The 23,765-nt window shown below is 60.8% G+C and carries 20 protein-coding genes; 4 read left to right on the top strand and 16 right to left on the bottom strand.

Annotation, left to right across the window (positions count from 1 at the left end):
* The first annotated feature begins 18 nt into the window (after positions 1 to 18).
* The 4 genes from RB216_RS04680 (at position 19) to RB216_RS04665 (ending at position 5,304) form a co-directional block, all read left to right on the top strand.
* Positions 19 to 696 (top strand): heavy metal response regulator transcription factor, encoded by a 678-nt coding sequence (locus RB216_RS04680; protein WP_028618902.1) that lies wholly within the window; start codon positions 19 to 21, stop codon positions 694 to 696.
* Positions 686 to 2,050 (top strand): heavy metal sensor histidine kinase, encoded by a 1,365-nt coding sequence (locus RB216_RS04675; RefSeq protein ID WP_122723810.1) that lies wholly within the window; start codon positions 686 to 688, stop codon positions 2,048 to 2,050. Before RB216_RS04680 ends, RB216_RS04675 begins: the two co-directional genes overlap by 11 nt.
* Positions 2,051 to 2,401: 351 nt before the next feature.
* On the top strand, positions 2,402 to 3,724 hold the full coding sequence (locus tag RB216_RS04670) for an OprD family porin (RefSeq protein WP_028618900.1): 1,323 nt from the start codon (positions 2,402 to 2,404) through the stop codon (positions 3,722 to 3,724).
* Positions 3,725 to 3,810: 86 nt separating this feature from the next.
* Positions 3,811 to 5,304 (top strand): sensor domain-containing diguanylate cyclase, encoded by a 1,494-nt coding sequence (locus RB216_RS04665; RefSeq protein ID WP_028618899.1) that lies wholly within the window; start codon positions 3,811 to 3,813, stop codon positions 5,302 to 5,304.
* A 316-nt stretch (positions 5,305 to 5,620) separates the two neighbouring features.
* Here the strand turns inward: RB216_RS04665 and lpxC are convergent, their stop codons facing one another.
* The 16 genes from lpxC to mraZ form a co-directional block, all read right to left on the bottom strand.
* Positions 5,621 to 6,532, bottom strand: coding sequence for a UDP-3-O-acyl-N-acetylglucosamine deacetylase (lpxC, locus tag RB216_RS04660; RefSeq protein ID WP_003171886.1), 912 nt, complete (start codon positions 6,530 to 6,532; stop codon positions 5,621 to 5,623).
* A gap of 112 nt (positions 6,533 to 6,644) precedes the next feature.
* Positions 6,645 to 7,850, bottom strand: coding sequence for a cell division protein FtsZ (ftsZ, locus tag RB216_RS04655; RefSeq protein ID WP_017526184.1), 1,206 nt, complete (start codon positions 7,848 to 7,850; stop codon positions 6,645 to 6,647).
* A 65-nt stretch (positions 7,851 to 7,915) separates the two neighbouring features.
* Positions 7,916 to 9,178, bottom strand: coding sequence for a cell division protein FtsA (ftsA, locus tag RB216_RS04650; protein ID WP_010213031.1), 1,263 nt, complete (start codon positions 9,176 to 9,178; stop codon positions 7,916 to 7,918).
* 15 nt (positions 9,179 to 9,193) lie between these two features.
* Positions 9,194 to 10,063 carry a cell division protein FtsQ/DivIB gene (locus tag RB216_RS04645; RefSeq protein ID WP_016974963.1) on the bottom strand — a complete coding sequence of 290 codons (870 nt, stop codon included), beginning with the start codon at positions 10,061 to 10,063 and terminating at the stop codon, positions 9,194 to 9,196.
* Between the two features lie 4 nt (positions 10,064 to 10,067).
* Positions 10,068 to 11,024, bottom strand: a complete 957-nt coding sequence (locus RB216_RS04640; RefSeq protein ID WP_028618898.1) for a D-alanine--D-alanine ligase — start codon at positions 11,022 to 11,024, stop codon at positions 10,068 to 10,070.
* Positions 11,021 to 12,466, bottom strand: coding sequence for a UDP-N-acetylmuramate--L-alanine ligase (murC, locus tag RB216_RS04635; protein ID WP_028618897.1), 1,446 nt, complete (start codon positions 12,464 to 12,466; stop codon positions 11,021 to 11,023). The genes RB216_RS04640 and murC overlap by 4 nt, the downstream gene beginning before the upstream one ends.
* Positions 12,459 to 13,529 carry an undecaprenyldiphospho-muramoylpentapeptide beta-N-acetylglucosaminyltransferase gene (murG, locus tag RB216_RS04630; protein WP_028618896.1) on the bottom strand — a complete coding sequence of 357 codons (1,071 nt, stop codon included), beginning with the start codon at positions 13,527 to 13,529 and terminating at the stop codon, positions 12,459 to 12,461. The genes murC and murG overlap by 8 nt, the downstream gene beginning before the upstream one ends.
* Positions 13,519 to 14,742, bottom strand: coding sequence for a putative lipid II flippase FtsW (gene ftsW, locus RB216_RS04625; protein ID WP_032864492.1), 1,224 nt, complete (start codon positions 14,740 to 14,742; stop codon positions 13,519 to 13,521). Before ftsW ends, murG begins: the two co-directional genes overlap by 11 nt.
* A complete protein-coding gene (gene murD / locus RB216_RS04620) occupies positions 14,739 to 16,085 on the bottom strand; it encodes a UDP-N-acetylmuramoyl-L-alanine--D-glutamate ligase (protein ID WP_028618894.1) in 1,347 nt (448 codons plus the stop codon). Before murD ends, ftsW begins: the two co-directional genes overlap by 4 nt.
* 6 nt (positions 16,086 to 16,091) lie before the next feature.
* On the bottom strand, positions 16,092 to 17,174 hold the full coding sequence (mraY, locus tag RB216_RS04615; protein WP_028618893.1) for a phospho-N-acetylmuramoyl-pentapeptide-transferase: 1,083 nt from the start codon (positions 17,172 to 17,174) through the stop codon (positions 16,092 to 16,094).
* On the bottom strand, positions 17,174 to 18,544 hold the full coding sequence (locus tag RB216_RS04610; RefSeq protein ID WP_305383595.1) for a UDP-N-acetylmuramoyl-tripeptide--D-alanyl-D-alanine ligase: 1,371 nt from the start codon (positions 18,542 to 18,544) through the stop codon (positions 17,174 to 17,176). The genes mraY and RB216_RS04610 overlap by 1 nt, the downstream gene beginning before the upstream one ends.
* Positions 18,537 to 20,000, bottom strand: a complete 1,464-nt coding sequence (locus RB216_RS04605; protein ID WP_028618891.1) for a UDP-N-acetylmuramoyl-L-alanyl-D-glutamate--2,6-diaminopimelate ligase — start codon at positions 19,998 to 20,000, stop codon at positions 18,537 to 18,539. Before RB216_RS04605 ends, RB216_RS04610 begins: the two co-directional genes overlap by 8 nt.
* Positions 20,000 to 21,742, bottom strand: coding sequence for a peptidoglycan D,D-transpeptidase FtsI family protein (locus RB216_RS04600; RefSeq protein ID WP_017738701.1), 1,743 nt, complete (start codon positions 21,740 to 21,742; stop codon positions 20,000 to 20,002). Before RB216_RS04600 ends, RB216_RS04605 begins: the two co-directional genes overlap by 1 nt.
* The gene (gene ftsL / locus RB216_RS04595) at positions 21,742 to 22,035 is read right to left on the bottom strand and encodes a cell division protein FtsL (RefSeq protein WP_016974953.1); all 294 of its coding nucleotides are present in this window, start codon (positions 22,033 to 22,035) and stop codon (positions 21,742 to 21,744) included. The genes RB216_RS04600 and ftsL overlap by 1 nt, the downstream gene beginning before the upstream one ends.
* Complete coding sequence (gene rsmH, locus RB216_RS04590) at positions 22,032 to 22,979, bottom strand: 16S rRNA (cytosine(1402)-N(4))-methyltransferase RsmH (RefSeq protein WP_028618890.1); 948 nt, start codon at positions 22,977 to 22,979, stop codon at positions 22,032 to 22,034. The genes ftsL and rsmH overlap by 4 nt, the downstream gene beginning before the upstream one ends.
* Positions 22,976 to 23,431: a division/cell wall cluster transcriptional repressor MraZ gene (mraZ, locus tag RB216_RS04585; protein WP_003171868.1), complete on the bottom strand. Its 456-nt coding sequence runs from the start codon at positions 23,429 to 23,431 to the stop codon at positions 22,976 to 22,978. The genes rsmH and mraZ overlap by 4 nt, the downstream gene beginning before the upstream one ends.
* Positions 23,432 to 23,765: the final 334 nt, after the last annotated feature.

The following is a 23,765-nucleotide window of genomic DNA, read 5'->3' as shown; positions in this document are numbered from 1 at the left end:
TCTGGAGCAAAAAGGCTCATGCGCATTCTGATTATTGAAGATGAAGAAAAAACCGCGGACTACCTGCACCGCGGCCTGACGGAACAAGGCTATACGGTCGATGTGGCCCGCGAAGGCGTCGAGGGTCTGCACCTGGCGCTGGAGAACGACTACGCGGTCATCGTGCTCGACGTGATGCTGCCTGGCCTCGATGGCTTTGGCGTGCTGCGTGCCCTGCGCGCGCGCAAGCAGACGCCGGTGATCATGCTCACGGCCCGCGAGCGCGTGGAAGACCGCATTCGCGGCCTGCGCGAAGGCGCCGACGATTACCTGGGCAAACCGTTTTCCTTCCTGGAACTGGTGGCACGCCTGCAAGCCCTGACCCGCCGCAGCGGTGGTCATGAACCCGTGCAGGTGACGGTCGCCGACCTGTGGATCGACCTGATCAGCCGCAAGGCCAGTCGCAACGGCTTGCGCCTGGACCTGACCGCCAAGGAGTTCTCGCTGCTCAGCGTGTTGGCGCGGCGCCAGGGCGAAATCCTGTCCAAGACCGCGATTGCGGAAATGGTCTGGGACATCAATTTCGACAGCGACGCCAACGTGGTGGAAGTGGCAATCAAGCGCCTGCGCGCCAAGCTTGACGGGCCGTTCGACACCAAGCTGCTGCACACCATCCGGGGCATGGGGTATGTGCTGGAGAGTCGAAGTGCCAGTTAACTCCATTGCCCTGCGCCTGAGCAGCCTGTTCACCCTGGTGGCGGCGCTGATCTTCCTGTTGATCGGCGGCGCGCTGTATCAACAGGTGGACCGCAGCCTGGGCTTATTGCCGGGTGCCGAGCTGGATGCGCGCTACAGCGTGTTGGAGTCTTCGGTAAATCGCTTTGGCACGCCGGACCATTGGGTGAAGATGCAGGCCAAGCTCAAGCTGTTGGGCGAGGAGGACAAACGCATCCGCTTCTGGGTAGTGAGCAGCGATCCGAACTACGAATACGGCAACCCTGACGCACAGATCCGCGCCTTTGCCGAGGGGCCGACGGGCAAGCGCGACCTGCGCCTGCCGGGGCGCGAATATCCGCTCAAAGTGCTGGTGAGCCAGTTCCCGGCCAAGGATCAGCGCCCGCCGCTGCGTTTCATGATCGCCATCGACACGGAAAATTTCCGGGCGACCCAGCACCACCTGCTGGTCGCGTTGGTCAGCCTGGCGCTGGTGGGTGTGGTGCTGGCCTCATTGCTGGGATTCTGGGTGGCGCGCATCGGGCTCAAACCCTTGGGCAAGCTCTCGGATGAGGCGCAGAAGCTCGCACCACCAAAACTGTCTGGCCGCCTGCAGCTGTCGCCGCTGCCGCCGGAACTGAGCCAGTTCGTCAACTCGTTCAATTCTACGTTGGACCGCGTCGAGCAGGCCTATTCGCGCCTGGAGTCGTTCAACGCCGACGTGGCCCACGAACTGCGCTCGCCGCTGACCAACCTGATCGGCCAGACCCAAGTGGCCCTGACTCGCGGACGGTCGGCTGAGCATTACTTCGAGGTACTGCAATCCAATCTTGAAGAACTGGAGCGCCTGCGCTCGATCATCAACGACATGCTGTTCCTGGCCAGCGCCGACCAGGGCAGCAAGGCTACCAAGCTGATCGAAAGCTCCCTGGCCGACGAAGTGGCGACTACCCTCGACTATCTGGACTTCATCCTCGAAGACGCGCAAGTCGAGGTGCAGGTACGCGGCGATGCCACGGTGCAGATCGAAAAAGCCCACCTGCGCCGAGCACTGATCAACCTGCTGAGCAACGCGGTGCAGCACACCGCGCCTGGGCAGGTGATCGTGGTGAATATCGAGGTGCAAGAACATCAGGTGGCGATCGGCGTCACCAACCCCGGCGACGTCATTGCCAGCGAACACTTGCCACGTCTGTTCGAACGGTTTTATCGGGTGGATGCGTCACGCAGCAACAGCGGCGCCAACCATGGCCTGGGGCTGGCCATCGTCAAGGCGATTGCCTTGATGCACGGTGGTGATGTGTTCGTGCGCAGTGAGGGCGGCGGCAATACCTTTGGCATCACTTTGCCTGTCTGACACTGCCGGCGATGGCGGTGTTCGGGTCGACGTGTGCATGACTGACCCACCGCTATCGCCGGCAAGCCGGCTCCTACAAGGACCGCGGTGTGTTTGTTGCGATTTGGGCAACAGTCATTATCTTGTTACACTCTGTATCGTACCGCTCGCCTGCGTTAATTTGACGCATCGATGAGCGCGACGGCAAAGGCAGCCTCCCGCTTACCCGAATTTCCCTCGACTTATTTCCAGGGCTCTACACTGGGAATCTGTCTTAAAGCCGCTGACTTCAGCGGCTTTTTTTTGCCGTAAAAAAAGGCCAGGCACCCCCACGACATTGGCCGTTTTCGATTGACCAAAGGAGCTCCACCGGTGAAGAACTCGCTGACGTTCACCCCGTTATTCCTCGCGATTGCAGCAACGATTGCCCCTCTTGCCCATGCGGCAGACACCACCCCCACCGACGGTTTCGTCGAAGGTGCCCACCTCAATATCAACACCCGCAACTACTACATGAACCGCGACCGTCGCGACATCCACACCGATGACAGCAAGGAATGGGGCCAGGGTTTCATCGGTACCTTCGAATCCGGCTACACCCAGGGCACCGTCGGCTTCGGCCTGGACGCCCATGCCATGCTCGGTCTGAAGCTGGACGGCGGTGGCGGTACGGATGGTTCCAGCATCCTTCCGTACGGCAGTGGCAACGGTAAGGCGCCCGGCTCGTTCTCGACGGCGGGTGGCGCGTTGAAAATGCACGCGTTCGATACCGAGTTGAGGGCCGGCGACCTGTTCCTCAATAACCCAGTGATCGCCGGCGGCGCAACCCGCATGCTGCCGCAGACCTTCCGTGGCGTGAGCCTGACCAACCACAGCCTCGACGGCTGGATGTTCGAAGGTGGCCAGGCCAGCTTCACCAAGCTCTACAACCAGAGCGGCCACCGCCGCATCGGCACCAGCTATGGTGCGCTGCCCAGCAATACCGATAGCCAGCACATGAACTGGGCCGGCGTGTCGTTCAGCGGCATCGACGGGCTGACCAGCAACCTCTACGCCTCCGAGCTCAAGGACGTGTGGAACCAGTACTACTACGACCTGGACTACACCTATGTGGTGAACGAGATGATCAGTCTCAACCCCGGTCTGCACTACTACCATACCCAGGACACCGGACAGTCGCTGCTAGGGGATATCGACAACAACACCTACAGCCTGCACTTCACCGTGGACGTCGGCCATCACAGCGTCACGGCCGCATACCAGCGGGTCAACGGCAACACACCGTTCGACTACATCGCCCAGGGCGACAGCGTGTACCTGGACAACTCCCAGCAGTACTCCGACTTCAACGGTCCCAATGAGCACTCGTGGAAACTCAAGTACGCCTATAACTTTGGCGGCCTGGGCCTGCCCGGCCTGACCTCGGCCGTGTCCTATATCAGCGGCAAGACCGACCTGACCAAGGTCGACCCGCAGAGCCGTGGCTATAGCGCGTGGTACAGCGCCGACGGTAAAGACGCCAAGCATTGGGAACGGGACATCGACCTGAAATACGTAGTGCAAGACGGCAAGGCCAAGGACCTGGCGGTGCGCCTGCAATGGGCGGTCAACCGTGGCAGCAATGGTTACTCGGCGGTGGATCGGGATGTGGATGAATACCGGGTGATCGTCGACTACCCGATCAACGTGTTCTGACAGACGTCTTTTTCTTTTTAACCACGTATTTAATTTTCATCGGGTAGAACTAAACTGCCAGCATCCTCACCGCTGAAGTCTGCCCGATGAGTCCACGCCCTGTTCGTACCTCACCCGCACATCCTGAGTTGTTACTGATGCTGGGCAGCGGGCTCAGCGTTGCCCTGATTGTAATCATTGTCGCGGTACTGTTGATTCGCGAACACGCCAGCACGCTGGAGGCGGCCAAGCGATCTACCACCAACATCGCCCAATTGATCAACGCCGACGTGCTGCGTAACGTCGAGCTGTATGACCTGGCGCTCAACGGGCTGATTACGGCCACGCAACGTGAAGACCTGTCACAGGTTGCCGCCAATATCCAGCACTTGGTGCAGTTTGATTTATCCACGGCGGCGCCTTTCAAAGGTGAGGTCTTGCTGCTGGATGCCGACGGCAAGGTTATCGCCGACTCCTCCACACTGCGGCCCACGCCACGTAATTTTGCCAACCGCGATTATTTCCAGGTGCATGCCAAGGACGCCAACGCCGGCCTGTTTATCAGTCGCCCCTTCAAGATCCATTGCGACTGCGACCAGGTCTGGCGCATGGCATTCAGTCGACGTGTGTCGGGCCCCAAGGGGGAGTTTGTCGGCGTAGCGGTCGCGACCATGCGCCTGGCGTATTTCGACCAGCTCTTCAACACCCTGACCATCGGCAACGGCAGCAGCGTCAACCTGCTGAACAACAACGGCATTCTCCTGGCGCAGCAGCCGCTGCTCGAACGCGACATGATCGACAAGGACCTGAGTGACCGGCCTAACTTCAAGCGAATACTGCGCGACGGAAGCGGCAGCTTTCAGGCGATCTCTGCCATCAGTGGTAAAGAGCGCCTGTATACCTTTACCAATGTCGGTGCCCTGCCGCTGATCGTGGTGGTAGCGTTGTCCAGCGAGGACGTATTCGCGCCCTGGAGACGCGCGGCACTGCTGACCAGTGGTGCCACCGGGGTGCTCTGCGCCGGCTTGTTGTGGCTGACCTGGTTGCTACGTCGGGAACTGCGACGGCGGCGTCGCGCTGAACGAGTACTGTCAGAACTGGCAGCCACCGATGCGTTGACCGGCCTGGCCAACCGGCGCGTTCTGGATGAACGCCTGCGCCTTGAGTGGGACCGCGCTCAGCGCTCCACCGAGCCGCTAACGGTGCTGATGATTGACGTGGACCACTTCAAGGCCTTCAACGACCGCCACGGCCATCACGGCGGCGACGACGCGTTGCGCAGCGTGGCCCAAGTGATCGGCAGCAACATCCGCCGACCGGCCGACCTGGCCGCACGTTATGGCGGCGAAGAGTTCGCGGTGGTGTTGCCGGTGACCGACGCCAAGGGCGCTTGGGTGATCGCCGAGCACATCCGCAGCGCCATCGAGTACTTGCCCAAGGTGTCAGGCGATGACCAGCCGATTACGGTGAGCATTGGCATGAGTACTTGGGACAAGCGTAGCCGTCAGTCGCTGGAGGCGTTGTTGCTAAGTGCGGATCAGGCGCTCTATGAAGCCAAGCACACCGGGCGCAACCGTATCGTGGATGCTTCGGTCCTTTAATGAACACGGCGTTTCTGCGGTGAGCGGGCTTACTGTTGTGAACAGGCTTGGTGTGGTGAGCGGGCCTGTTGTGGTGAGCGGGCTTGCCCCGCGCTGGGGCGCGAAGCGGCCCTAAAAACAGATGCCGCGCTTCTTCAGGCTGAACCGCGCTGGCAGTACTGGGGCAGCTCCGCAGCCCAGCGCGGGGCAAGCCCGCTCACCACAGCAAGCCCGCTCACCACAATAGGCCCGATCGCCACTAAGCCCCCTAAAATTCAGGCATAAAAAAAGGCCACCCGAAGGCGGCCTTTCAAAACTAAAGAAAGAGAGTTGTTACTTACACCGCCGCAACGGGACGCATGTAAGAGATCGGTGCGGTGCTGGCATCTTCGAAGGTCACGACTTCCCAAGCGTCTGTCTGCTCAATCAACTTGCGCAGCAGCTGGTTGTTAAGGGCGTGGCCCGACTTGAAGCCTTTGAACTCGCCTATCAGGCTATTGCCCAGCAGGTAGAGGTCACCGATTGCATCGAGGATCTTGTGCTTCACGAATTCGTCTTCGTAGCGAAGGCCGTCTTCGTTCAGTACACCATCCGCGTCGACCACAATGGCGTTTTCAACGCTGCCGCCGAGTGCGAGGTTGTGCTTGCGCAGGTACTCGATGTCACTCATGAAACCAAAGGTACGGGCGCGGCTGACTTCTTTTACGAACGAAGTGCTGGAAAAATCCACGCTTGCACTTTGGGTGCGGTCACGGAATACCGGGTGATCGAAATCGATCTCAAAGCTCACTTTAAAACCTTCGAACGGGACGAAGGTGGCGCGCTTGTCGCCGTCTTCTACTGTCACTTCCCGCAGAATGCGAATGAACTTCTTGGCTGCGTCCTGTTCTTCCAGGCCGGCAGATTGAATCAAGAATACGAAGGGTCCAGCGCTGCCATCCATGATCGGGACTTCGGACGCGGAGAGCTCGACGTAGGCGTTATCGATGCCCAGGCCAGCCATGGCCGAGAGCAAGTGCTCCACCGTATCCACTTTGACGTCACCGTTGACCAATGTGGTCGACATCGTGGTTTCGCCAACGTTTTCCGCGCGAGCAGGAATCTGCACCACAGGGTCCAGGTCGGCACGAACAAACACGATGCCGGTGTCGACAGGTGCAGGTTTGAGGGTCAGGTATACCTTCTCCCCGGAGTGCAGACCTACACCTGTGGCACGGATAATATTCTTCAGGGTGCGTTGTTTAATCATGGCTTGGACCGCTTGAGCGCAAATTGCGAACTGGTATCAACAAAGGCTGGCGATAATAGCAGACCAGACCTTTGCTGAACACCAATCACCTTCATAGCCCTGATACATTCCATTAATCGGCCTGACGACGCAAGAATGCCGGGATGTCCAGGTAGTCCAGGTCATCTTGCGGATTCGGGCTACGGGACGCCGCAGCACCGGCCTGAGCCTGGTTGCGCATCACGGTCGGACGGTCCAGATCACGGTAGTTCACCGACGGCAGTTCCTGGCGCGAAGGCGCTGGAGCGGCAGCCGCTTGGCTGGCGTGGCTGGCTTGGCTGTTATGCAGGGTGTTGTCGATGACCTTCACAGGCTTCTCGATTTTTGCACCCAGGCCGGTCGCAACCACGGTTACATGCAGCTCGTCGCGCATGTCCGGATCGATCACGGTACCGACTTTGACCATCGCGTGCTCGGAAGCGAAGGCTTCGATGATGCTACCCACGTCGGAGTACTCACCCAGGGACAGGTCAGGACCGGCGGTGATGTTCACCAGGATGCCGCGTGCACCTTGCAGGTTCACGTCTTCCAGCAACGGGTTGCGGATGGCCGCTTCGGTGGCTTCACGCGCACGGTTCGGACCGCTGGCGCAGCCAGTGCCCATCATCGCCATGCCCATTTCGCTCATCACGGTGCGTACGTCGGCAAAGTCGACGTTGATCATGCCTGGGCGCTTGATGATGTCGGAGATACCGCGAACGGCACCGGCCAGTACATCGTCAGCCTTGGCGAACGCGGACAGCAGGCTTGCGTCCTTGCCCAGGATAGTCAGCAGTTTCTCGTTGGGGATGGTGATCAACGAGTCGACGCTTTCAGACAGCAGACGGATACCTTCGTCGGCGATCTGCATGCGCTTGCGGCCTTCGAACGGGAACGGACGGGTCACGACAGCGACCGTCAGAATCCCCATTTCCTTGGCCACTTCGGCAATGATCGGCGCAGCACCGGTACCGGTACCGCCGCCCATGCCGGTGGTGATGAACACCATGTTGGTGCCTTGCAGCACTTCAGCAATACGCTCGCGGTCTTCCAGCGCGGCTTGACGGCCGACTTCCGGGTTGGCGCCAGCGCCGAGGCCCTTGGTCACCGCTGTGCCCAATTGCAGGATGGTCCGCGCGCCGATGCTTTTCAGCGCCTGGGCATCAGTGTTGGCGCAGATGAATTCAACGCCTTCAATGTTGCTCTTGACCATGTGGTTGACAGCGTTGCCGCCGCCACCGCCGACACCGATTACTTTGATAACCGGGCTTGCGGGGATGTTGTCTACGAGTTCGAACATGTTCCCTCTCCTTTCGTTTTCTCTAGTTTTTTCGCCTACTGCTTACAACGGTGTCGCGGTAAATCTTAAAAATTGCCTTTGACCCATGCCTGCAAACGCTCGAACAACGGCGCTTTCGCCTCGTCGTCGCTGCGGTAGCTGTCACGGTTACTCGGGCCCGACAGGGAAATGCCGTCGGTCTGCTTTTGCAGCCCGTACAACAGCAAGCCCACACCGGTGGAATAAATCGGGTTGCGTACTACGTCGCCCAAGCCTTTGACGCCATGGGGCACGCCCAGGCGGACTGGCATGTGGAAGATTTCCTCGGCCAGTTCGACCGCGCCTTCCATCTTCGAGGTGCCACCGGTCAGCACGATGCCGGCCGGGATCAAATCTTCGTAGCCGCTGCGACGCAGTTCCGCCTGGATCAGGGTGAACAGTTCGTCGTAGCGTGGCTCGACCACTTCGGCCAGAGCCTGGCGCGACAGTTCGCGCGGTGGACGATCGCCCACGCTCGGCACCTTGATGGTCTCGCCGGCACCGGCCAGTTTGGCCAGGGCGCAGGCGTAGCGAATCTTGATTTCTTCGGCGTACTGAGTCGGTGTACGCAGCGCCATGGCGATGTCGTTGGTCACTTGGTCGCCGGCAATCGGGATCACGGCGGTGTGACGGATCGCACCCTCGGTGAAGATCGCGATGTCGGTGGTGCCGCCGCCGATGTCGACCAGGCACACGCCCAGCTCTTTCTCGTCGTCGGTGAGTACCGAATAGGCCGAGGCCAACTGCTCAAGAATGATGTCGTCGATTTCCAGGCCGCAGCGGCGCACGCATTTTTCAATGTTCTGTGCGGCGTTGACGGCGCAGGTCACCACGTGGACCTTGGCTTCCAGACGTACGCCGGACATGCCCAGCGGCTCACGAACGCCTTCCTGGTTGTCGATCACGTAGTCCTGGGGCAGCGTGTGCAACACGCGCTGGTCAGCCGGGATCGCCACGGCCTGGGCAGCGTCAAGTACGCGCTCAAGGTCGGCGGAGCTGACTTCGCGGTCGCGGATTGCCACGATGCCGTGGGAGTTCAGGCTGCGGATATGGTTGCCCGCCACGCCAACGAATGCCGAGTGGATCCGGCAACCGGCCATCAGCTGCGCTTCTTCGATGGCGCGCTGGATCGATTGCACGGTGGACTCGATGTTCACCACCACGCCCTTCTTCAGGCCCCGGGACGGATGCGTGCCAATACCGACGATTTCGATGACGCCGTCTTCCCCGACCTCGCCCACCAGCGCCACCACTTTGGAGGTGCCGATGTCGAGACCGACGATCATTTTGCCGCTTTGCACGTTTGCCATGGGTCCTGCCTCTTCTTAATTCTTCGCGACAGCGGGTTGCGCTGCCGTGGGCGCAGCCGGTTCACGCCAGCCGACGGCAAGGCCGTTGGCGTAACGCAGGTCGACGCTCGCAATGTTCGTAATCTGTTCTTTCAAGGTCTTGTCATAGATGGCAATGAAGCGGCGCATCTTTTCCACCAAGCGGTCGCGTCCCAGCAACAACTGGATGCCCGGGCCGGAACTGCCTGCCCCGGTCGTCAAAAACCAGCTACCCCGTTCACGCAGTTCCAGGCGTGCAATGGAGAAGCCCATTGGCCGCAGCATCTGGCTCAAGGCCTGGTACTGCTGCATCACTTGTTGCTGCGCCCGCTGCGGCCCGAACAGCTGCGGCAGGTGCTCGTAGTTCGCCAGCTCACGCGGGGTGAACGCCTGGCCCTGGTTGTTCAACAGCGCTTCGTCGCCCCAACGGGCCACGGGCAGTTGTTCTTCCAGACGGATCGTCACTTGGTCCGGCCATACGCGGCGGACTTCGGCGTGGGCGATCCACGGCATCTGTTCCAGCTCCGCGCGCATACCGGCCAGGTCGATGGTAAAGAAGCTCGCCGCCAGGTACGGGCCAATCCGCTGCTGTACCGCTTGCTGGCTGATGTAGCTCAAGTCGCCCTGCACGCTGATCTTGGTGATCGGCCGGTCGGCATACGGCAACAGACGCTGCGCGCCTTCGTAGGTTCCGAAGCCCAGCACCACCAGCAACACCGGCCAGAACAGCGCCTTGAGGAAACCAAAGTTGGCTTTCGGCAGGCGCGCCGACATCGGCTCTTTAGCCACCATTCGGCTGGCACCCCGTGGCACCGGCTTGCGGCTCGGTGCTTGTGGGGGCTGATGACGAAGCGATGCGCCTTTCATGTCCTTAGCCTCTTGGCTCAATGCTGTCGGCCAGGATCGCCAGCACTAACTGCTGGAAGTCCAAACCGGCCGCACGGGCTGCCATAGGTACCAGGCTGTGGTCGGTCATGCCCGGTGCGGTGTTGACTTCCAGGAACCAGAAATTCCCTTGGTCATCCTGCATCACGTCTGCGCGCGCCCAACCGGCGATACCCAGCGCCTCACAGGCTTTCGCCGTGAGGTCCATCAATTCCTGTTCTTTGCTTGCGTCAAGGCCGCACGGGATCCGGTACTGGGTATCGGAAGCCAGGTACTTGGCGTCGTAGTCGTAAAAGGTGTGGGGCGTGCCCAATGCGATAGGCGGCAAAACCTGACCACGCAGGGTGGCGATGGTGTACTCGGGACCGGAAATCCACTGTTCCACCAACACTTGCGAATCGTAGGTACTTGCCGCTTTCCATGCGTCGATCAATTCGGCGGCCGAGTTCACTTTAGCCATGCCGATACTGGAGCCTTCATGGGCAGGTTTGACGATCAAAGGCAGGCCCAGTTCCTTGGCTGCAGAAATACAATCGTCTTCGCTGCACAGAACGCTGTGACGCGGGGTTGGAATGCCCAGGCTGTGCCACACCTGCTTGGTGCGCAACTTGTCCATCGCCAGCGCGGAGGCAAGGATGCCGCTGCCGGTGTAAGGGATGCCGGCGCACTCCAACAGGCCTTGCATGCTGCCGTCTTCACCGCCACGGCCGTGGAGGATGATGAAGGCGTGATCGATCTTCTCGGCCAGAAGGCGAGCGAGGAAGTCATCGCCCACGTCGATGCCGAAGGCGTTCACGCCGGCGCTTTGCAGGGCTTCGAGCACAGCGTTGCCGGACTTGAGCGACACTTCACGTTCAGCGCTTTTGCCGCCGAACAACACCGCCACGCGACCGAAGTCAGCGGGTGCGATTGTGGAAAACAGGGAGCCGTAGTCGTTGATCATTTCGACTTCCCCTTCGCGGCGGCAAACAGCGGGCTCGCCAGTAATTTAGGGGCAAGGCCACCAATGTCACCGGCACCCTGGCACAGCAAAATGTCACCGGCCCGCAGCAGCGGCTTGACGATCGGCGCCAGGTCTACACCACGCTCGATGTAGATCGGGTCCAACTGGCCACGCTGACGGATGCTGTTGCACAGCTTGCGGCTGTCGGCTCCAGGGATCGGTTCTTCACCGGCCGGGTACACCTCCATCAGCAACAGCACGTTGGCATCGGCCAATACATTGACGAAATCGTCGTACAGGTCGCGGGTACGGCTATAGCGGTGTGGCTGGTACACCATCACCAGACGGCGCTCCGGCCAGCCACCGCGCACGGCCTTGATCACGGCAGCAACTTCGGTCGGGTGATGACCGTAGTCGTCCACCAGCATCACGTCACCGCCTTCTACCGGCAACTGGCCGTAGACCTGGAAGCGACGGCCCACGCCGGCAAAGCGCGACAGACCTTCGACGATGGCCTCATCGCTGACGCCTTCGTCGGTGGCGATGCAAATAGTCGCCAAGGAATTGAGGACGTTGTGGTTGCCTGGCATGTTCACCGAGACATCCAGCGGCTCGCGCTCCGGACGCAGCACGGTGAAGAAGGTTTGCATGCCTTCCTGTCGCACATTGATGGCGCGCACGTCGGCGTCTTCGCTGAAGCCGTAGGTCACGGTCGGACGTTTGACCAATGGCAGGATTTCACGCACCACCGGATCGTCCAGGCACACCACGGCCAGGCCGTAGAACGGCAGGTTATGCAGGAAATCGACGAAGGTTTTCTTCAACTTGTTGAAGTCACCGTCGTAGGTCGCCATGTGATCTTCGTCGATGTTGGTGACGACAGCGACCAGCGGTTGCAGGTGCAGGAAGCTCGCGTCACTTTCATCGGCTTCGGCGATCAGGTAACGGCTGGTGCCCAATTGTGCATTGGTGCCGGCTGCATTCAGGCGGCCACCGATGACGAACGTCGGGTCCAGGCCACCGGCCGCGAACACCGAGGCGATCAGGCTGGTGGTGGTGGTTTTGCCGTGAGTACCGGCGACGGCGATGCCGTGGCGATAACGCATCAGCTCAGCCAGCATCTCGGCGCGTGGCACCACGGGAATGCGGCGCTCAAGGGCAGTGGCCACTTCCGGGTTGGAGGTGTTCACGGCGCTGGACACCACCAGCACGTCAGCTTCGGAGGCGTTCTCAGCGCGGTGGCCGATGAAGATCTGCGCGCCGAAGGTTTTCAGGCGATCGGTGACCGGCGACTCTTTCAAGTCGGAGCCGGACACCTGGTAGCCCAGGTTCAGCAACACTTCGGCAATACCGCACATGCCCACGCCGCCGATACCGACGAAGTGGATACGACGGATGCGGCGCATTTCCGGTTGCGGCATGGCTTTCTGATTCTCAACCATGGGCCACCTCCAGGCAGATATCGACCACGGTGCGGGTTGCATCAGGTTTGGCCAGGCGGCTTGCGGTGCTCGCCATGCTATTGAGTCGTTCCGGTTGCATCAAAACCTCAGTCAGGCGTGCGGCCAAATCGGCGGCGCCAGTCGTTCTTTGCGGCAGCAGGAAGGCAGCGCCCTCCCCGGCCAAATATTCGGCATTGCGGGTCTGGTGATCGTCGATCGCGTGGGGCAAAGGCACCAGCAAGGACGGCAGACCGGCGGCAGCCAGTTCACTGACGGTCAGCGCACCGGAGCGGCAGACCACCAGGTCGGCCCAGCCATAGGCGTGGGCCATGTCTTTGATGAAAGGCTGTACGTTCGCCTCAACACCGGCTTCGCGATAACGCGTGGCGGTGACTTCACCGTGATCTTTGCCGGCCTGATGGAAGACCTCCGGACGCAATTCCACGGGGAGTTGCGCCAGGGCTTCCGGCAGCAGTTTGTTCAACGGCTCGGAGCCCAGGCTGCCGCCCATGACCAGCAGGTGCGGCTTGCGCCCTTGCAGTGCTTCACGAGCGATGTCCATGAACAGTTCAGTGCGCACCGGATTGCCGGTGGTACGCAGCTTGTCCGAGGCGCCAAAAGTTTTCGGGAACGCTTCACACACCCGAGCGGCCAATGGCACCAGCAGGCGGTTGGCGGTGCCGGCGACGGCGTTCTGCTCATGCACGATCACCGGCACACCAGCGAGCTTGGCGGCGACGCCACCAGGACCGGTCACATACCCACCAAAACCGAGCACACACACTGGTTTCAAATCACGAATAACCTTGCTCGCCTGCCAGACCGCCTTGAGCAACACGAACGGCGCCTTGAGCAGGGACAATTTGCTCTTGCCACGCAGGCCCGTGACGTTGATCAGGTGCAGCGGCAAACCGGCATTCGGTACCAGTTCGTTTTCGATGCCACGCGGCGTGCCCAACCAGTGCACGGTGTAGCCACGGTTCTGGAATTCGCGTGCGCAAGCCAGGGCCGGGAACACATGGCCCCCGGTGCCGCCTGCCATGATCAGCACGTTAGCGCCCATGGGTTGGCTCCTCGGCAAAATCGCTTTCGCTGAATTCCATCTCTTCGCTGCCCAGGTGGGTTCGACTCTCCCACTCGATGCGCAGCAACAAGCCCAGGCATGCGCAGCAGATCACCAACGAACTGCCGCCGTAACTGAGGAACGGCAAGGTCAGGCCCTTGGTCGGCAGCAGGCCGACGTTCACACCGATGTTGATCAGGAACTGGCCGATCCACAGGAACGACAAGCCGTACGCCACATAAGCAGCGAAATACTGTTTGGCCTTCTCGGCCCACAGGCCGATGTACATGCCGCGCACACACACGAACACGAACAGTGCGACGGTGCACAGCGAACCGACCACGCCGAGCTCTTCGGCGAGCACCGAGAACACGAAGTCGGTGTGCGCTTCCGGCAGGTAGAACTGCTTCTGCACGCTGTTGCCCAGGCCCACGCCGAGCCACTCGCCGCGACCGAAGGCGATCAGCGCCTGGGTCAACTGGTAGCCGGAACCGAACTGGTCGGACCACGGGTCGGTAAAGGTAATCAGACGCGCCATCCGGTAGGGTTGCGCCTGCACCAGAATGGTCACGGCCGCCACGGCCAGCACCACCATCAAGGTGAAGCGGAACAGCCCCACGCCGCCAAGGAACAGCATCGCCGCTGCCGCCCCCATCATCACGACGGTGGCACCGAAGTCGGGCTCCATCAGCAACAGGCCGGCCATCGGCAACAGTACGATGAACGGCTTGAAGAAGCCCATCCAGCTTTCGCGCACTTCTTTCTGGCGACGCACCAGATAACCGGCCAGGTAGATCACCACGAACACCTTGGCGATTTCCGACGGCTGCACGTTGAACGCGCCGAAGCCGATCCAGCGCATCGAACCGTTCACCTCCCGGCCGATGCCGGGCAGGATCACCATGATCAGCAAGCCGAACGCACCGATCAGCATCAGCCAACCCAGGCGTTGCCAGGTGGCGATCGGGATCATCATGGTGACGATGCACGCGCCAAGGCCGATCACCAGGTACACCAGGTGACGGATCATCATGTACAGAGTGTTGCCCGACTGCACGGCCGCCACTTCGGACGACGCCGACGTGATCATCACCAAGCCCAGGCCGAGCAACGCCAGGCAACCGGCGAGCATCGGGAAATCGAGGTCGACACCGCGCCCAGTGATGATCGGCGACGGGTACGGCTTGATGATGTTCCGAAAGTTGATACTCATGCCAAGGCCTCCACGGCGCGGGCGAACAGCTGGCCGCGCTCTTCGTAGTTCTTGAACATGTCGAAACTGGCGCACGCCGGCGACAGCAGCACCGCATCGCCCGGCTGGGCCAGGGCTTTGCATTGCGCGATGGCATCGTCCAGGGAGGTAGCGCGCACTTGCGGCACGGCATCGCCAAGGGCGGCGGCGATCAAATCGGAGTCGCGGCCCATCAGCACCACGGCGCGGCAATGCTCGGCGACCGGGCCTTTAAGGTCCTTGAAGTCTGCGCCCTTGCCGTCGCCACCGGCGATCAGCACCAGCTTGCCTTCGATATCGGCGCCAAGGCCTTCAATAGCCGCCAGGGCAGCACCGACGTTGGTGGCCTTGGAATCGTTGTAATAGCTGACGCCGTCGAGATCGCGCACCCACTGGCAGCGATGCTCCAGGCCGCCGAAAGTACGCAGGGCCGACAGCATGGCGTCGAACGGCAGCCCGACAGCATGGCCCAGCGCCAGAGCTGCCAGGGCGTTGGATTGGTTATGGGCGCCACGGATTTTCAGCTCGCGCACCGGCATCAGGTTCTGGAATTCGAAGGCCAGGTATTTCTCGCCGTTCTCTTCGCGAATGCCGAAGGCTTTGAAATCAGGTTTGCTCAGGCCGAAGGTCCAGCATGGCAGGCCTTCGCCCATCAGCGGACGGCTCAACGCGTCCTGACGGTTGACCACCACTTGCTTGGCGCCACGGAAGATCCGGTGCTTGGCCAAGTGATAGGCCGGCAGGCCGCTGTAGCGGTCCATGTGGTCTTCACTCACGTTCAATACAGTCGCCACTTCGGCACCGAGATCGTGGGTGGTTTCCAGCTGGAAGCTCGACAGCTCCATCACATACAGCTCGACATCGTCGCTGAGCAGGTCCAGCGCCGGGGTGCCGAGGTTGCCGCCCACGGCGACGCGCTTGCCAGCCGCAGCCGCCATCTCGCCGACCAGGGTGGTCACGGTGCTTTTCGCGTTGGAACCGCTGATAGCCACGATCGGCGCCTGCGCGTTACGCGCGAACAGGTCGATGTCGCCGGACAGCTTCACGCCACGGGCGGCGGCGGCTTGCAGGGCCGGGGTCGCGATGGCCAAGCCGGGGCTCACGTAGAGCTCGTCGGCGCGGCACAGAAACTCGACATCCAACTCGCCACAACGCACTTCCACGTGCGGGTAGTCACGGCGCAGCGTGACCAGCTCCGGTGGATTTTCCCGCGTGTCGGCCACGGCAAACGGCTTGCCCCGGTTCGCCAGGAAGCGAACCAGGGACATGCCGCTCTTGCCGAGGCCGACAACGATGCGGAAGTGGTCTGAAGCGATCAGGGACACTCGTTTCTACCTCAGTTTCAGGGTGGCAAGGCCGATCAGCACCAGAATCACGGTGATGATCCAGAAGCGGACGATCACGCGTGGCTCGGGCCAGCCCTTGAGTTCAAAGTGGTGGTGAATCGGCGCCATACGGAACACGCGGCGCCCGGTCAACTTGAAGGACGCCACCTGGATGACCACCGACAGGGTTTCCATCACGAACACACCGCCCATGATGAACAGCACGATTTCCTGGCGAACGATCACGGCAATGGTGCCAAGGGCTGCGCCCAACGCCAGTGCGCCGACGTCACCCATGAAGACTTGTGCGGGATACGTGTTGAACCACAGGAAGCCCAGGCCTGCACCGATCAGCGCGCCGCAGAACACGATCAATTCACCCGCGCCCGGTACATAAGGGATCAGCAGGTATTCAGCGAATTTCACGTTACCCGACAGGTAGCAGAAGATGCCGAGTGCGCCGCCCACCATCACCGTCGGCATGATTGCCAGACCGTCGAGGCCATCGGTCAGATTGACCGCGTTGCTGGAGCCGACGATCACGAAGTAGGTCAGCACCACGAAGCCGACGCCCAGGGGAATGCTGGCGTCCTTGAGCATCGGGATGATCAAGGTGGTTTCGACCGCGCTTGGCGCAGTGGTGTAGAGGAATATCGCAGCGCCGAGGCCAAACACCGACTGCCAGAAATACTTCCAGCGACTTGGCAGGCCTTTCGAGTTCTTCTCGATCACCTTGCGGTAGTCATCCACCCAGCCGATAGCGCCGAACAGCAAGGTCACCAATAACACCGTCCACACGTAGCGGTTATGCAGATCGGCCCACAACAGGGTGCTGATTCCGATGGACGACAGGATCAGCGCGCCGCCCATGGTCGGGGTGCCGGATTTGGACAGGTGCGACTGCGGGCCGTCATTACGAACCGATTGACCAATTTGCAGGTTCTGCAGGGTGCGGATCATCCACGGCCCCAGGAACAGCGACAAACACAGCGCGGTCAGCACACCCAGGATCCCGCGCAGGGTCAGGTACTGAAAGACCGCGAAGCCTTTGTGGAACTGTTGCAGATACTCAGCCAGCAGCAGCAGCATTAATGTTTCTCCGTACTTGAGCCACACAAGGCCGCGACGACGTTTTCCATCACCGCGCTGCGCGATCCCTTGATCAAAATGGTTGTGTGTTTGTCGTGTTCAGCCGCCGTCAGCGCCTGGATCAGCTCGGCCTGGGTCGCAAAATGACGGGCGCCAGGGCCGAATACGCTGACGGCGTGCGCCATGTGTGGGCCGACGGCGTACAGCGCGTCGACTTTGCCAGCGGCGTAGGCGCCGACGTCGCGGTGGGACTGTTCGGCCCACTCGCCCAGTTCGGCGATATCACCCAGCACCAAAACCTTGCGGCCGTCGAAGCTTTTGAGCAGGTCGATGGCGGCGCAGATGGAGGACTGGTTGGCGTTATAGGTGTCGTCGATCACGCGCATGCCGTTGCTGGCCAACTGCGCCACGGTGCGCCCTTTGACCGGCTGCACCGCGCCCAGACCCGTGGCGATACCGAACAGCGACACGCCCAGGGCGTAAGCGGCTGCGGCGGCGGCCAAGGCATTGGCGACGTTGTGGTTGCCCAGCAAATTCAGTTGCACGTGTTGGTTGCCTTGCGGGGTATGCAAGGTAAAGGACGGGCAGCCACGCGCATCAACGGTAATGTTCGAGGCATGGAAATCAGCCGCGGCATTGAGCACGGCAAACGTCAGGACCTTGCGACCGGCGGCACGCACACGCCAGGTTTCGAAGGCCTTGTCGTCGAGATTCAAGACAGCAGTGCCCGATGCATCAAGACCTTCAAGGATTTCGCCCTTGGCTTCGACGATTTTCTCCGGGCCACCGAACTCGCCAACGTGGGCGGTACCGGCGTTATTGATGATCGCCACGTGGGGCTTGGTCAGCGCCACGGTGTAGGCGATTTCGCCGACGCGCGACGCGCCCAGTTCGATCACGGCCGCCGTGTGTTCCGGGGCCAGTTCAAGCAGGGTCAGCGGAGCGCCGAAATCATTGTTCAGGTTGCCACGGGTCGCGAGGACCGGGCCGCGCGTACGCAACACGCCGGCGAGCAGTTCCTTGACCGTGGTCTTGCCGCTGGAGCCGGTGACGGCTGCAACGGGCTTGTCAAAGGCCGCACGGTTCAGCGCACCCAGTTGGCCCAGCGCCAGACGTGTGTCGGCGACCAGCAACTGCGGCAACGTTGAATCAGGCACTTCGCGCTGCACCAACGCACCGACGGCACCTTTGGCAGCGACGTCATTCAGGTAGTCGTGACCATCGAAACGCGGGCCAGCCAGGGCAACAAACAATTGCCCAGGCTTGATGGCGCGGCTGTCGATACTGACGCCGTCGAAACTGCAATCGCTCGACAACACTCGGGCCGACAGGGCCTGGGTCAGTTCGCTGAATGTCATCGCTTTAAGCATGGGCGACCTCCCAGGCGGTCAAGGCGTGATCGGCCTCGACCAGATCGGAGAAGGCGTGGCGCTCGCCGTTGATTTCCTGATAGTCCTCGTGACCTTTACCGGCCAACACCACCACGTCGTCAGCACCGGCGCTGGCGATCAATTGGGCGATGGCGGCGCCGCGGCCGGCGACAAACGAGGCCTTGGACACGTCTTTGAAGCCGACACGGATGTCGTCGAAAATCTGGCTCGGGTCTTCGCTGCGCGGATTGTCGTCGGTGACGAGCACGCCATCGGCCAGGCGCTCGACAATCTCGGCCATCAGCGGACGTTTGCCGCGATCACGATCACCGCCGCAACCGAACAGGCACAGCAGCTTGCCCTTGGCATGTGGGCGTAGGGCAACCAGGACTTTTTCCAGGGCATCCGGTGTGTGGGCGTAATCGACGACTACCAACGGCTGCTTGCCGCCACCCAGGCGCTGCATGCGACCGACCGGGCCTTCCAGCTTCGGCAGTACACGCAGGATTTCGTCGAGGGCGTAATCCAGGCCGAGCAATGCACCAACTGCCGCCAAGGTGTTGCTCAGGTTGAAGCGACCGAGCAGGCTGCTGCGCAAATGATGCTCGCCCTGCGGCGTCACCAGTGTGGCGCGCACACCTTCGTCGTTGAAGTGGGCTTCGCGGCAATACAGGTACGCGCTGGCGTCTTCCAGGCTGTAGCTGATCAGGCGCGATTCACGCTCTTCGGCAGCCAGTTGACGGCCAAACTCGTCATCCAGGTTTACCACCCGGCACTTGAGGTCGTTCCAGGCAAACAGCTTGGCCTTCTCGGCAGCGTAGGCTTCCATGGTGCCGTGGTAATCAAGGTGATCACGGGACAGGTTGGTCATCACCGCCACATCAAACGCCAGCGCAGCAACGCGGCCTTGATGCAAACCGTGGGACGACACTTCCATGGCAACCGCCTTGGCGCCGGCCTTTTTCAGGTCGGCCAGGGTCGCTTGCACGGCGATTGGGTTCGGCGTGGTGTGCAGGCCGCTTTGCAGCGCGCCGTAGAAACCGGTGCCCAGTGTGCCGACGATGCCGCAATGCTGACCCAGCAGGTCAAGTGCCTGGGCGATCAGTTGGGTCACGCTGGTCTTGCCGTTAGTCCCGGTGACGCCGACCAGATTGACGTGTCGACTCGGCTCACCATAAAAACGCCCGGCGATGTCCGAGAGCTGCTTGGCCAGACCTTTGACTGGAATCAACGGAACATCAGTAATCGGCAGCACAGTGGCGCCTTCCACTTCATAGGCCACGGCAGCCGCTCCGCGTTGCAACGCGTCGGCGATGTGCGCACGGCCATCGAATTTACCGCCAGGCACGGCCAGGAACAGGTCACCGGCACGCACATTGCGGCTATCCAGACTCAATTCGCGAATCAGCAGATCGCGACCGGCGTGGGCAAAAATCTTGTTCAGGCTAAGAGACATCAGCCGCGCCCTCCATTGGCTTTTACGGCAGCAGCCGGTGGTCCGGCGTTCGCTTGTTGCGTCGGCGGCAGGTTATCCGGCGTGATGTTCATCAGACGCAGGGTGCCGGACATCACTTTGCTGAACACCGGCGCCGATACCAGGCCACCGAAGTAACCGGCTTTGCTCGGCTCATCGATCACAACGACGATGGCGTAGCGTGGATCGCTCATCGGGCCGAAACCTGCGAACAGCGAACGGTAGGAGTTTTCGGCGTAGCCCTTGGTGCCCACCGAGGTTTTACGCGCGGTACCTGACTTGCCGGCCACGTGGTACGCCGGCACCTGGGCACGGAATACGCCACGCGGTGCTTCGATCACTTGTTGCAGCATGCCTTGCATGGTCTTGGCGACGTTTTCCGGGATCACCTGGGTGGCTTTCGGCGCTTCGTCGACATGGATAAGGCTCAGGGGAACCATCCGGCCATTATTCGCCAATACAGAGAAAGCGTGGGCCAGCTGGATCGCCGTTACCGACAAGCCGTAGCCGTAGGAAAGCGTGGCGGTCTCGGCCTTTTTCCAGTCGCGATAGTTCGGCAGGTTGCCCACGCGCTCGCCTGGGAAATCGAGGCCAGTGGGCTGGCCCAGACCGATCTTCTGCGCCAGGTGGTAGATGGTTTCGCCACCGATATCGAAGGCGACCTTACTCATGCCCACGTTACTGGAGTTGATCAGGATACCTGTCAAATCCAGCACCGGACCTTCGGTGCGCGACACGTCACGAATGGTGTATTTGCCCAACTGCAAGGTGCCTGGATACACCTCGACCTTGTCGCTGGGCTTCCAGCGTCCGGTTTCCAGGGCGGCACTCATGGAGATGGCTTTCATGGTCGAACCCGGTTCGAACACGTCGATCATCGCGCGGTTGCGCATCATCGCCGGTTGCAGGTTGCGACGGTTGTTGGGGTTGTAGGTCGGCTGGTTGACCATGGCGAGGATCTCGCCGGTCTTCACGTCCATGATCACCAAGCTGCCGGCCTTGGCGCCGTTCTCGATGATCGCGTTACGCAGCTCGCGGTTGGCCAGGTATTGCAGGCGCAGGTCAATCGACAACGCCAAGGGCTTACCGGCCTTGGCGTTTTTGGTGACTTGGACATCCTTGATCAGTCTGCCGCGCCGATCCTTGATGACTTGTCGTTTGCCGGGAACCCCGGCGAGCCATTCATCGTAGGCGAGTTCCACGCCTTCGCGACCATGATCATCGATGTCGGTGAAGCCGACCATATGCGCAGTGGTTTCACCGGCCGGGTAGAAACGACGGAATTCCTCGATGCCGTAGACACCGGGGACTTTAAGGTCGAGCACTTGCTGGCCTTGTTCAGGGGTCAGCCCGCGAACCAGGTAGATAAATTCTTTATTGGCCTGGGCTTCCAGGCGCTCAGCCAAGGCTTTCGGGTCTTGTCCCAGCGCAGAGGCAAGGGCCGGCCAACGATCCTTGGCGACCTGCAATTCCTTTGCGTTCGCCCACAGGGTGGTCACCGGGGTACTAACGGCCAAGGGCTCGCCGTTGCGGTCGGTGATCAGGCCGCGGTGTGCAGGAATCGGAATGTGACGCAAGCTACGGGCGTTGCCCTCGCCGATCAGGAAGTCACGGTCGACTACTTGCAGATCGATGATCCGCCAGGCAATCGCACCGACCATCAATGCCAGCAAGCCGAGCATCAGGCGGAAACGCCAGGGGTAGAGTGCACCCTCGAGTTTCATCATGGCGCCACCATGCGGACTTCAGCCGCGCCAGGAATGTGCATTTTCAGCTGCTCGGTGGCCAGCACTTCAATGCGGCTATGGGCCGTCCAGGTGCTTTGCTCGAGGATCAACCGCCCCCACTCCGCCTGCGCTTTGTCACGCACACTCAATTCCCCATACAGGGTATTGAGCAATTGACGGTTGTAGTGGGCGCTGTAGGACACCGCAATCGCGGAAACCAACACACCGACAAACAGCAGCATCATAAAGAAGCTGCCGCCCGGGAGGGGCTTGGCGAAAAGCTTGCTCACCGCAACTTCTCGGCAACGCGCATGACGGCGCTGCGGGAACGTGGGTTGGCTTTGAGCTCGGCTTCGGAAGCGAACTGCGCTTTGCCATGGATTTTGATTTTCGGCACAAAGGCTTCGAAACGTACCGGCAGGTTGCGCGGCAGGTTGTCGGACTCACCCTTGACCAGGCGACGCATGAACAGCTTGACGATACGGTCTTCCAGGGAGTGGAAGCTGATCACCACCAGGCGACCGCCCACTTCCAGCGCTTCGAGGGCAGCCTCAAGGCCGGCCTCCAAGTCACCCAATTCGTTGTTGACGTGAATGCGCAGGCCCTGGAACGCACGGGTCGCAGGGTTCTTGCCTTTTTCCCATGCCGGGTTGGCGACTTTCAGCACTTCGGCCAGATCAGCGGTGCGCTCGAACGGCTGGATTTCACGACGTTCGACCACGGCACGGGCCATGCGACCGGCGAAGCGTTCTTCACCGTATTCCTTGAACACGCGGGCGATTTCTTCATGGGGTGCGGTCGCAATGAACTCCGCTGCGCTGATACCCCGAGTCGGGTCCATGCGCATATCGAGCGGGCCGTCATTCATGAAACTGAATCCACGTTCCGGGTCGTCGAGCTGCGGCGAAGACACGCCCAAGTCGAGCAAAACCCCGGCCACCTTGCCCGCCATGCCACGCTCGGCGACTTCGGCACCCAGCTCGGCAAAGCTACGCTGCACAACGACAAAGCGGCCGTCTTCGGCCGCTAGCGCTTGCCCGGTGGCAATCGCTTGAGGGTCTTTGTCGAACCCGAGGAGTTTACCGTCGGACCCGAGCTGGCTGAGTATCAACCGGCTATGCCCGCCCCTGCCGAACGTACCGTCCAGATAGCAGCCATCCGCGCGTACGGCGAGAGCCTCAACGGCTTCGTCAAGCAGTACGGTGATGTGGTTAAAGCCGCTATCAATAGTCACAGGATCAAATCACGCAGTTCATCAGGCATAGCGCCCGGTTGTTGAATAGCAGCCAGGTCAGCTGCAGAAACAGCATCCCAGGCATCTTCGTCCCACAATTGGAACTTGTTCAGTTGGCCGACCAGCATTGCGCGCTTGTCCAGCTTGGCGTACTCGCGCAGACGCGGAGGCACCAGGAAACGACCGCTGCCATCCAACTCGAGGTCGACGGCATTACCGATCAGCAAACGCTGCAGGCGGCGGTTTTCTTCACGCAATGAAGGCAAGGCGCGCAATTTGGTTTCAATCAACTCCCACTCATCGAGGGGGTAAACACATAAACAAGGGTCAACGGCATCGATCGTGATGATCAACTGTCCGGAACTTCGCGAAATGAGCTCGTCACGATACCGGCTCGGCATGGCGAGACGGCCTTTTGCATCGAGACTGATAGCGTTAGCTCCGCGAAACACAGATGCGTTTCTCCAAATTTTAGCGTTTTACGTTCAAAAAACCCACTTTGTGCCACTTTCCGCCACTTGCGCACACTATAGGAATGCGCCCACCACACCGTCAAGGCGCGGATTCAAGGAAAAGCCTTACAGAACGGAGATTTAGGAGCGTAAAGGGAGGAGAAACCAGAGTTCGGCGATGTTTTTGGTCCAACAAGCGCAGATAGCTCAAAGAGCTATAGCTCGAAGTTAAAGTAATTTATTAAGAGTAAGATTTTTTTGGTATTACGAAGACGCATCTGCCAATGATTCGGCAGGGAGGGATTCTTGCGTTACTACCGGTTTTCTGCCCGAG

The sequence above is a fragment of the Pseudomonas canadensis genome (genome assembly GCF_030980095.1).
In the GTDB taxonomy this organism is placed as follows: Bacteria; Pseudomonadota; Gammaproteobacteria; order Pseudomonadales; family Pseudomonadaceae; genus Aquipseudomonas; species Aquipseudomonas canadensis.
Note: the sequence above shows the minus strand (reverse complement) of the source record. Positions and strands in the feature narration are given on the sequence as shown.

Excerpts from the sequence above, each read along its gene's own strand:
- RB216_RS04680 (WP_028618902.1), top strand. The coding sequence starts at position 19 with ATGCGCATTCTGATTATTGAAGATGAAGAAAAAACCGCGGACTACCTG.
- RB216_RS04665 (WP_028618899.1), top strand. The coding sequence starts at position 3,811 with ATGAGTCCACGCCCTGTTCGTACCTCACCCGCACATCCTGAGTTGTTA.
- lpxC (WP_003171886.1), bottom strand. The coding sequence starts at position 6,532 with ATGATTAAACAACGCACCCTGAAGAATATTATCCGTGCCACAGGTGTA.
- ftsZ (WP_017526184.1), bottom strand. The coding sequence starts at position 7,850 with ATGTTCGAACTCGTAGACAACATCCCCGCAAGCCCGGTTATCAAAGTA.
- ftsA (WP_010213031.1), bottom strand. The coding sequence starts at position 9,178 with ATGGCAAACGTGCAAAGCGGCAAAATGATCGTCGGTCTCGACATCGGC.
- RB216_RS04645 (WP_016974963.1), bottom strand. The coding sequence starts at position 10,063 with ATGAAAGGCGCATCGCTTCGTCATCAGCCCCCACAAGCACCGAGCCGC.
- RB216_RS04640 (WP_028618898.1), bottom strand. The coding sequence starts at position 11,024 with ATGATCAACGACTACGGCTCCCTGTTTTCCACAATCGCACCCGCTGAC.
- murC (WP_028618897.1), bottom strand. The coding sequence starts at position 12,466 with ATGGTTGAGAATCAGAAAGCCATGCCGCAACCGGAAATGCGCCGCATC.
- murG (WP_028618896.1), bottom strand. The coding sequence starts at position 13,529 with ATGGGCGCTAACGTGCTGATCATGGCAGGCGGCACCGGGGGCCATGTG.
- ftsW (WP_032864492.1), bottom strand. The coding sequence starts at position 14,742 with ATGAGTATCAACTTTCGGAACATCATCAAGCCGTACCCGTCGCCGATC.
- mraY (WP_028618893.1), bottom strand. The coding sequence starts at position 17,174 with ATGCTGCTGCTGCTGGCTGAGTATCTGCAACAGTTCCACAAAGGCTTC.
- RB216_RS04610 (WP_305383595.1), bottom strand. The coding sequence starts at position 18,544 with ATGCTTAAAGCGATGACATTCAGCGAACTGACCCAGGCCCTGTCGGCC.
- RB216_RS04605 (WP_028618891.1), bottom strand. The coding sequence starts at position 20,000 with ATGTCTCTTAGCCTGAACAAGATTTTTGCCCACGCCGGTCGCGATCTG.
- RB216_RS04600 (WP_017738701.1), bottom strand. The coding sequence starts at position 21,742 with ATGAAACTCGAGGGTGCACTCTACCCCTGGCGTTTCCGCCTGATGCTC.